This window comes from Sphingomonas bacterium (assembly GCF_903644055.1).
Lineage (GTDB): Bacteria > Pseudomonadota > Alphaproteobacteria > Sphingomonadales > Sphingomonadaceae > Sphingomonas_I.
In genome coordinates this window covers 1-9,128 of record NZ_CAHJXD010000291.1, presented here as the reverse complement: position 1 = coordinate 9,128, position 9,128 = coordinate 1, and the positions used below count along the sequence as shown (strand labels likewise).

At 66.9% G+C, this 9,128-nt stretch carries 7 protein-coding genes and 1 tRNA gene; 1 reads left to right on the top strand and 7 read right to left on the bottom strand.

Annotation, left to right across the window (positions count from 1 at the left end; all coding sequences use genetic code 11):
- The 3 genes from HUU94_RS12510 to HUU94_RS12500 all read right to left on the bottom strand — a co-directional run.
- Positions 1–1,476 (bottom strand): xanthine dehydrogenase family protein molybdopterin-binding subunit (locus tag HUU94_RS12510; RefSeq protein ID WP_174275395.1); only part of this gene is annotated, 1,476 nt, incomplete at its 3' end.
- Positions 1,473–2,459 (bottom strand): FAD binding domain-containing protein, encoded by a 987-nt coding sequence (locus HUU94_RS12505; protein ID WP_174275394.1) that lies wholly within the window; start codon positions 2,457–2,459, stop codon positions 1,473–1,475. The genes HUU94_RS12505 and HUU94_RS12510, both read right to left, overlap by 4 nt.
- Positions 2,456–2,962 (bottom strand): 2Fe-2S iron-sulfur cluster-binding protein, encoded by a 507-nt coding sequence (locus tag HUU94_RS12500; RefSeq protein WP_174275397.1) that lies wholly within the window; start codon positions 2,960–2,962, stop codon positions 2,456–2,458. The genes HUU94_RS12505 and HUU94_RS12500 overlap by 4 nt, the downstream gene beginning before the upstream one ends.
- A 98-nt stretch (positions 2,963–3,060) precedes the next feature.
- Between HUU94_RS12500 and trhO the strand changes: the two genes are divergently transcribed.
- Positions 3,061–3,993: an oxygen-dependent tRNA uridine(34) hydroxylase TrhO gene (trhO, locus tag HUU94_RS12495; protein ID WP_174275393.1), complete on the top strand. Its 933-nt coding sequence runs from the start codon at positions 3,061–3,063 to the stop codon at positions 3,991–3,993.
- A gap of 32 nt (positions 3,994–4,025) precedes the next feature.
- On the opposite strand, the gene HUU94_RS12490 is transcribed toward trhO, so the two are convergent.
- The 4 genes from HUU94_RS12490 to HUU94_RS12480 form a co-directional block, all read right to left on the bottom strand.
- The gene (locus tag HUU94_RS12490) at positions 4,026–6,467 is read right to left on the bottom strand and encodes a TonB-dependent receptor (protein ID WP_174275392.1); all 2,442 of its coding nucleotides are present in this window, start codon (positions 6,465–6,467) and stop codon (positions 4,026–4,028) included.
- Positions 6,468–6,660: 193 nt separating this feature from the next.
- Positions 6,661–7,905 carry a D-amino acid dehydrogenase gene (locus HUU94_RS12885; RefSeq protein WP_254602194.1) on the bottom strand — a complete coding sequence of 415 codons (1,245 nt, stop codon included), beginning with the start codon at positions 7,903–7,905 and terminating at the stop codon, positions 6,661–6,663.
- Entirely contained in the window at positions 7,902–9,023 is a 1,122-nt protein-coding gene (gene alr / locus HUU94_RS12880) for an alanine racemase (RefSeq protein WP_254602193.1), read from the bottom strand. Before alr ends, HUU94_RS12885 begins: the two co-directional genes overlap by 4 nt.
- Positions 9,024–9,052: 29 nt before the next feature.
- Positions 9,053–9,128: transfer RNA gene (locus tag HUU94_RS12480), tRNA-Thr, on the bottom strand.

Here is a 9,128-nt window from a genome sequence, read left to right as displayed (position 1 = left end):
GACGAGCGCGCGGCCGTCGGCGCCGAGCGTGATCCGCGCCGCGCCGCCGGGCATGCGGTAATAAGGATAGGTCGCGGTCGCGACGCCGATGCCGATCAGCCACTCGCCCTCGCGCCGCGCGCCCGGCTTGCCGCGCCGCTCCCATCCGAAGCGCTCGGCGCCGCGCCGATACGCCTCGATCAGCGAGCGTTCGGAGAATTCGTGGCCGCTGGTCGGGTCGGTGGCAGGCTCGATGCGTCGGCGAAGCTCGATCGGATCGAGCTCCAGCTTTTCGGCAAGCTCGTCGAGCGCGCATTCCAGCGCGAAGGTGCCGACCGATTCGCCCGGCGCGCGCATGAACGTGTTGGCGAGCATGTCCATGTCCGCCACGTCCTGCGCCAGCCTGATGTTCTCGGCGGCGTAGAGATGGCGCGCGGGGAAGGTGAACTGCTCGGGGCAGCTATTGTGCGTGGTCATCGCGACGACGCCGGTGTGGATCAGCGCCACGAGCGTGCCATCGGCCTTTGCCCCCAGCGCCACGCGCTGCTCGGTCAGCGTGCGGCCGCCGACGAGACGGAACACGCCCTCGCGCGAAAGCATGATGCGCACCGGCCGCCCCGCCAGCTTCGCGGCGGCGGTGGCGAGGATCTGATGATCCCACAGGCACTTGCCGCCGAACCCGCCGCCCACGAAGGGGGAGAGCACGCGGACCTGGCTCTCCGCGATCCCGAATATCTGCGCGAGCGTCCAGGCGGTGCTGTTCACCATCTGGGAGGCATCATGGACGGTGAGATTGTCGCCCTCCCACAGCACGGTGGCGGCATGCAGTTCGATCGCGTTATGGTTGTGGCGCGGTGTCCGATAGGTTCGATCGACCGTGAAAGCCGCTTCGGCGAGCGCGGTCTCGGCATCGCCGATCTCCAGCACCGGCGGTTCGCCCAAAATGCTTTTCGGGGGATGCGCATTGGCCTTGGCGACCTGAAAATCGGTAATCGCGGGCTCGGCCTGATAGGTGACGCGGAGAAGGGTTACGGCATGATCGGCCTGCTCCTGCGTCTCCGCCAGCACCACCGCCACCGGCTGGCCGTTCCAGTGGATTTCGGGATCCTGCATCACCGGCAGGTCCTTCGATCCGGCGGCCTTGGGCGTGCTCATCATCGGCGGCGGCGGCGCCATGCGCGGCGCGTTGCGGTAGGTCATCACCAGCGCGACGCCGGGCGCCTTTTCGGCCTCTTCGGTCTCCAGCGTGGCGATCCGCCCACGCGCGATCGTGCTGAACGCCACCGCCGCGTAGAGCAGATCGTCGAACGGCACCTCGGCGGCGAAGCGCGCCTCGCCCCGCACCTTGAGCATGCCATCGACCCGCGTCACCGGCGCGCCGATCAGGCCATGCTTCTGGCGCAGCGGATCGGGCTGCGCACCGGGCAGCCAGCGATCGGGGACATGGCTGAGCGCGGTCTGCGTCAGCTTCTGCGCGGCGTCCTGAACGATGCTCATGCGCTTTCCCCCGCCAGTTCGCCGAGCACCGCGGTTATCGTCCGCCTCGCCAGCTCGATCTTGAAGCCGTTGTCGCGCAGCGGTGTGGCATCGGCGAGCTCGGCTTCGGCGGCGGCGCGAAAGCTTGCCTCGGTCGCCGGCTGGCCGCGCAGCGCCGCTTCGGCCTTCCACGCGCGCCACGGCTTGTGCGCGACCCCTCCCAGCGCCAGCCGCACGTCCCGCACCGTGCCGTCCTCCACATCCAGCGCGGCGGCGACCGAGACCAAAGCGAAGGCATAGCTCGATCGATCGCGGACCTTGCGATAGGCCGAGCGGCGCGCGAACGGCAGCGGCGGCAGCTCGACCGCGACGATCAGCTCGTGCGGGCGAAGCTCGGTCTCGATATCGGGCCGGCCGCCGGGGAGACGGTGGAGATCGACCAGCTTGATCGTCCGCGCGCCTTCCGGCCCCTCAAGATGCACGATCGCATCCAGCGCGGCCAGCGCAACCGCCATGTCCGAGGGATGCGTGGCGACGCAGGCGGGGGTGGCGCCGAGGATGGCGTGGATGCGGTTGAAGCCGTCGAGCGCGTCGCAGCCTTCGCCGGGCGCCCTTTTGTTGCAGCGAGTGGCATCGTCGTAGAAATAGGTGCAGCGCGTGCGCTGGAGGATATTGCCGCCGACGGTCGCCATGTTGCGGATCTGCCCGCTCGCCCCCGCCAGGATCGCGCGCGCCAACACGGGGAAGTCACGCCGGATGGTGCGATCGTCGGCCAGCGCGCTGTTCCTCGCCGCAGCACCGATCAGCACGCCACCGTCCCCCCGCGCGGCGATCGAATGCGACAATGCCGTCACGTCGATCAGCATTTCCGGCCGCTCGATCGTCTCGCGCATCAGATCGACGAGATTGGTGCCGCCGCCGAGATATTTGGCGCTCGCCCCTCCCTCGGCGTGCCGCAGCGCGCCCGCCGCGTCGGGCGCCAGCGCGTAAGTGAAAGGCGTCATGCGGCGTGCTTCGCGAAGGTTTCGGCGATCGCCTCGACGATGCCGTTATAGGCGCCGCAGCGGCAGAGATTGCCGCTCATCCGCTCGCGCAGCTCGTCATGGTCGAGCGCGATCGTCTCGGCGGAGAGGTCGGCGGTGACCACGCTCGGGCTGCCCCGCGCGATCTCGCCCGCCATCGCCACCGCCGAACATAATTGCCCCGGCGTGCAATAGCCGCACTGAAAGCCGTCGTGGCGGATGAACGCCTGTTGCAGCGGATGCAGCGTATCGCCCTGCCCCAGCCCCTCGACCGTGGTGATCGCCCGGCCCTGATACTGGACCGCCAGACCCAGGCAGGCGTTGATCCGCTCGCCATCGACGAGCACGGTGCACGCCCCGCACGCCCCCTGGTTGCACCCTTTCTTCGATCCCATCAGCCCGAGATGCTCGCGCAGAAGATCGAGCAGCGAGGTGCGAAGGTCGAACTCGGCATCGATCGGATCGCCGTTGACGATGAAGCGCATGCGATTCTCCCTGGTCATCGGTCTCGTTCTCGCACGTTAAGCGCATGGTCGCCAAAGGGGTTGCGAAGCGGGGGCGATCGATCGATAGCCGCCGCGTGATGCCGGTCCGTATCGTCGCTCTCTATCGGTTCACGCCCATGGAGGATTGCGCGGCGATCCGCGCGCGGCTGGCGCTGGCATGCTGCGCGCGCGGGGTGAAAGGCACGTTGCTGCTGGCGGCCGAGGGGATCAACGGCACGATCGCCGGTGCGGACGAAGCCATCGATCATGTCCTCGCGGAAATTCGGGCGCTGCCGGGGTGCGCGGATATCGAGACGAAGGAATCCCGTGCGCCGGACATGCCCTTCCACCGGATGAAGGTGCGGATAAAGCGCGAGATCGTGACGATGGGGCAGCCACATATCGATCCGCTGGGCGCGCGCGGCCACTATGTCGCGCCCCAGGACTGGAACATGCTGATCGACCAGCCCGGCACGATCCTCATCGACACGCGCAACGATTACGAGGTCGCCGTCGGCACCTTTGCGGGCGCGATCGATCCGCGGACCAAGGCGTTCAGCGATTTCCCGGCGTGGTTCGCGGCGCATCGCGCGGAATTATTGGGTCGCGAACGCCCGCCGAGGATCGCGATGTTCTGCACCGGCGGAATACGCTGCGAAAAGGCGACCGCCTTCCTCCGCGCCGAGGGGCTGGAGGACGTCCATCACCTCAAGGGCGGCATTCTCGCCTATCTGGAGGCGGTCGCGCCCGAGCAGAGCCGCTGGCAGGGCGAATGCTTCGTCTTCGACGAACGCGTCGCCGTAGGGCCGGGCCTGGAGCCGGGACGCCATATACTCTGCCGCGCGTGCCGCATGCCGGTCAGCGCCGAACGACAAAGCTCGGCGCTGTTCGTCGAAGGCATAAGCTGCCCCGCCTGCCATGCCGACCGCACCGACCGGCAGCGCGAGGGCTATGCCGAGCGCCACCGCCAGACGATGCTGGCCGAGGCGCGCGGCGTCGCGCATGTCGGCGCGACGCCGAAGCGCGGCTGATATTTCAGCAGGCGCCGCCGCGCTCGACCGGATCAGCTACCGAAATGGTAGCGCAGCCGCGCGCCGTACATCCTGGGCTCGCCGACCGCGCCCGAGGTGAACCCGGTTGGGGCGAGCAATGGCGCGAAGAAGCTGTAATAATGCTTGTTGGTCACGTTGGTGGCGAACAGCGACAGATCGATGTTCGTTTCGGCGACCGACTTCCAGTTAAGGTTGAGGTTGAGCAGATCGCGCGACGGCACGATGTCGAACGGCCCGAGCGAACCATCGGCATTGCGCGTCGAATAATTGGAGACCAGCTTGTCGACGTGCACGAAGGTCGCCGAAAGCGCCACCTGCCCCACCTTGGGCGCGAGCGGGAGGATATAGGTCCCGGTCAGCGTGAACTTGTTCTTCGGCGAAAGCGGTAGCGGATCGCCCGGCCGCTCCGACGGCGCCAGCCGGTAGACGCTCGAATCGATGCCGTTCGCGTTGATGCTGCGCAGCTTGGTATAGAGATAGGTATAGGCGCCATCCAGCGTGAAGCCGGTGAACGGCGTGATCGAAGCGCTGACCTCGGCGCCGGCGATACGCGACTTGCCCGCGTTGAGGGTGCCGCTGATCGGCGGCGCGCCGGTGTTCCCGATCGGCTGCAGCAGCACGAGCAATTGCTGGTCGGTGAGATCATTGTAGAAGCCCGCGACATCGAACGTGCCGTGCAGGGCGCCGCCGAAGCTGGTCTTGAGGCCGATCTCATAGGCGTCGAGCTTTTCGGGCCTGTAGGTCGCGACCTGCGCGGGCGCGTTGGGCGAGATGTTGCCGGCGCGGTAGCCGCGCGAATATTTGGCATAGAGCAGGATATTTCGGCTCGGCTTGTAATCGAGATCGATCAGCCATGTCGGTTTATGCGAGCTGATGCTGTAACGCACCGCGCAGCCCGGTAGCTGGAGCCCGTCCTCCGCGCAGACGACACCGCTGGGTGATAGCTGAGCCACGCTGAAGGGATAGAGGTAGCTGAACAGACTGGCGTCCGAGCGCGCCCTGTCCCAGGTATAGCGAATGCCCCCCGTCAGGTTCAGTCGATCGGTCAGCTTGTAGGTGCCTTGCGCGTAGACGCCATAATCGTGAAGCGTCGTGCGCGTCAGGAATCGCTGGACGCCGCCGGCACCGATCGGATTGTTGCAGACCAGCTTGGCGAGGTCGGAGCAGTTGACCAAAGATTGCGAGCCGGCCCCCGTCTGGCCGAGCGGATTGCTGATCTCGGCATAGACGCCGCCTTGCCAGGTCAGGCGCCTGTCGAACGCCGTACCCGAGAGGCGGAACTCATCCGTCAGGGTCGCCTGATTGGCATTGGCGATATCGCCGTTCACGGGCTGCGAAGTCGCAAGACTGATGAAGGTGTTCCTGGGGACGAACGGCACGAACACGTTAGCGTCGAACTGCGTCGCGAAGATTTCCGAGGAATAGCGCTCTTTATATTGCGCATAGCTGGCGATATTCTTGATCGTCAGGGAATCGCTCGCCGTCCAGGTCGTCGTGTTGACCACCTGCCATTGTTCCTGATGATCGTAGAGATCCGGAATCGCGGTCTGCACGGTGTAGAAGCCGTCGCCTCGCGCCGCCGAGCGGGCCAGTTGATCGCAGGCCAGCGCGCCGAGCGCGACCGCCGCATTGCAGGTCGCCAGCTTCTGCGTGAAGATCGCGTTCGAGCGCGAGTAGGAAACGATCGTGTAGTTTTCGAGATCGGGCGTGAGATCGACGACGAGGCTGGCGCGAACCGCCAGATAATCGGTGCCGTTGAAACGATCCGGCCCGATGCCGCCGCTATTCTTGAGATAGCCATCGCGCTTCACGCGATCGACGCCGATGCGGAAGCGCCCCTTGTCGCCCAGCGGCGTGTTGAACACCGCCTGGATGCGCTTCATGTCGTAATTGCCGTAGGAGCCCTCGACGAAGCCCTCGGTCTTGTCGGTCGGCCTCTGCGGCACGAGCAGCACCGCGCCGCCGGTGGTGTTGCGGCCGAACAAAGTGCCCTGGGGGCCTTTGAGCACCTGGATGTTCTGGAGATCGAACAGCGAGCCCGGCCCGGCGCCGTCGCCGGCCGGCACGTTCACCGAGGGGGCACGCGGGGCCACCACGTCGGCGAAATAGACGCCGACCGCCGGTTGCGTGCCGATATCCTGGCTGAAGCCGCGGATCGCGAATTCGGTTTTCGCGGTGCCGAAGAAGTTGTTGGTCTCCAGCGACGGCGTGTAGGTCGAGAGATCGGCCGGCGTGAGGATGTTGCGGCTGGCGATCTGCTGCTGGCTGAACACGGTGATCGAGATCGGCACGTCCTGCAACCGCTCCTCGGTGCGCCGTGCGGTCACGACGATGTCGCCGGGATCGGCGGGAACCGCCGTCGCCGGCGCGTTCTGCGCAAGCGCGGGTGCCGCATGGGCCAGTGCAAGCGCGCTCGCCATGCCCAGCATCGAATGCCGCAGAGAGATCGTCATATGTTCCTCTTCCCCTCGGCGTACGTCGCAGCGCGATCATCGCCATATTATTTCACGTTTTTTTTCGGAGTGTCAGGCGCCGGAGAGATCGTCAAGCTCGGGAACCACGATCCCGTTGTGCAGAATATCGCAGGCTCGACCGGCGCGTTCTAGAGGCTGTCCTGTTCAAGCTGAAACGTCGACAGGACAGACTCTAACGCAAGCCGAGGTCGTCCACCGCGATCTCGGGCGGGCGGCCGGAAATGATATCCGCCAGCGCCTGGCCCGAGCCGCACGCCATCGTCCAGCCGAGCGTGCCGTGGCCGGTGTTGAGGAACAGGTTGGGCAGCCGGGTCGGCCCGATGATCGGCGGGCCGTCGGGCGTCATCGGGCGAAGCCCGCTCCACAGCGGCACGTCGGTCGTCGCGGCGACGCCGGGAAACAGATCGTTCAGCGCATGGATCAGCGTCTCGCGCCGCCCTTCGACCACCGTCGACGAATAGCCCGAAACCTCGGCCATCCCGCCGACGCGGATCGTCTGCCCGAGGCGGGTGATCGCGACCTTGTAGGTCTCGTGCATGATCGTCGAGACGGGCGCGCGATCCGCGTCGCCGATCGGGACGGTGATCGAATAGCCCTTGACCGGATAGACCTGGAGACGAAGCCCGAGGGATGCCACCATCGCGCGCGAAAAGCTGCCGAGCGCGACGACATAGGCATCGGCGACGACCGGCCCCTCGCTGGTGCTGACCCGATCGATCCTCCCCTGCTTTTCCGACAGGCGTTCGACGGTCACGTCGTAGCGAAACTCCACGCCGAGCTCCGCGCACCGCGCGGCGAGCGCATTGGTGAACTTGAAGCAATCGCCGGTCTCGTCGCCGGGGAGGCGGAGGCCGCCCGCGAGCCGATCGCGCACCGCCGCCAGGCCGGGTTCGGCGCGCACGCAGCCGTCGCGGTCGAGCAGCTCGAACGCCACGCCTTCGCGCTCCAGCACGGCGATATCCTTGTGCGCGCCATCGACCTGCTTCTGCTTCAGAAAGAGCTGGAGCGTTCCCAGCGAGCGCTCGTCATAGCGAAGCCCCTCGGCTTCGCGCAGCGCGATCAATTTGTCGCGGCTATATTCCGCGATGCGGACCATGCGATCCTTGTTCACCGCATAGCGCGCCTGCGTGCAGTTGCGCAGCAGCCGCACCAGCCAGCCCATCATCTCCGCGCTGGCGTGCGGGTGAAGGATCAGCGGGGCATGTTTGGCCATCAGCCAGCCGATCGCCTTGCGCGGCACTCCCGGCGCCGCCCATGGCGAGGCATATCCGGGCGAAATCTCGCCGGCGTTGGCAAAGCTGGTCTCGCGCGCCGGGCCCGGCTGGCGATCGATCACCGTCACCTCATGCCCGGCCTTGGCGAGATAATAAGCGGTGGTCACTCCGATCACGCCGCCGCCGAGCACCACGATCTTCACGCGCCATGCTCCCCGTCGATCACGCGAACATGATAGCGATCGCCGAGCCCGGTGAGGATCTCGTAGGATATCGTGCCCGCCGCCGCCGCGACCGCATCGAGCGTCTGGTGCGCGCCGATCAGTTCCACCCAGTCGCCTTCGTTCAGCACGCCTTCGGGCACATCGGTGATATCGATCGCTATGCTGTCCATCGAAACGCGCCCGAGGATGGGAAGCCGCATCGCGCCGAACATCGCCGCGCCACGCCCGCCCAGCGACCGCAGCCAGCCATCGGCATAGCCCAGCCCGAGCGTGGCGACCCGCGTGGTCCGCGTGGTGGTGCAGGTCAGGCCGTAGCCGACGCCGGTGCCGGCGGGCACGGTGCGGCGCTGAATGACCTTGGCATCCAACTGGACCACCGGCGCCGTCGTGAACCCCGGATCGTCGGTCGGGTTGCCGCCGTAGAGCGCGATGCCGACGCGGACGAGATCGAACGCCCAAGGCGGCCCCAGCACCGTGCCGCCCGAATTGGCGAGGCTGCGCGGCACCCCCGGGAATTTGTCCGCCGCCGCCCGAAACAGCGCGAGCTGGTGCCGGTTCGCCGGAACATCGGGATGCTCGCTGCACGCGAGATGGCTCATCACCAGCCGCAGATCGACCGTGTGTTCGAAGCCCGCGTCGGCGGCGAGCGCCTCGATCTCGTCCCACGGCATACCCAGGCGCGACATGCCGGTGTCGAACTGCACCGCCGCCGGCAGCCGCGCGCCGCGCGCCTCCGCCAGCCTCCGCCAGCGTTGCGCCTGGGCGAGCGAGTTGAGCACCGGGATCGCGGCCCCGACCTCCAGGAAATCGGCTTCGCTGCCCGGATAGAAGCCGTTCAGCACGTAGATGGGCACGCCATCGGGCAGCAAAGGCGCGATCGCGCGCGCCTCGTCGAGCTGGACGACGAACAAGGTTCGGCACCCGGCCTCCAGCAAGGCGGGAACCGCGCGCCCGATGCCGATGCCATAAGCGTCGGCCTTGACCACCGCCGCGCATTCGGCGGCGCCGGCAAGTGCCGCGAAGCGCCGGTAATTGGCCTTGAGCGCGCCGAGATCGATCGTCAGCCGCCCGCCTGCGGTCGCTTCGGAGATTGGCATCACGCTGGTTCGATCAACGCCCGTTGCTATGGTGCCGGTTGCAGGAATCGAACCCGCGACCTTCGGTTTACAAAACCGCTGCTCTACCAGCTGAGCTAAACCGGC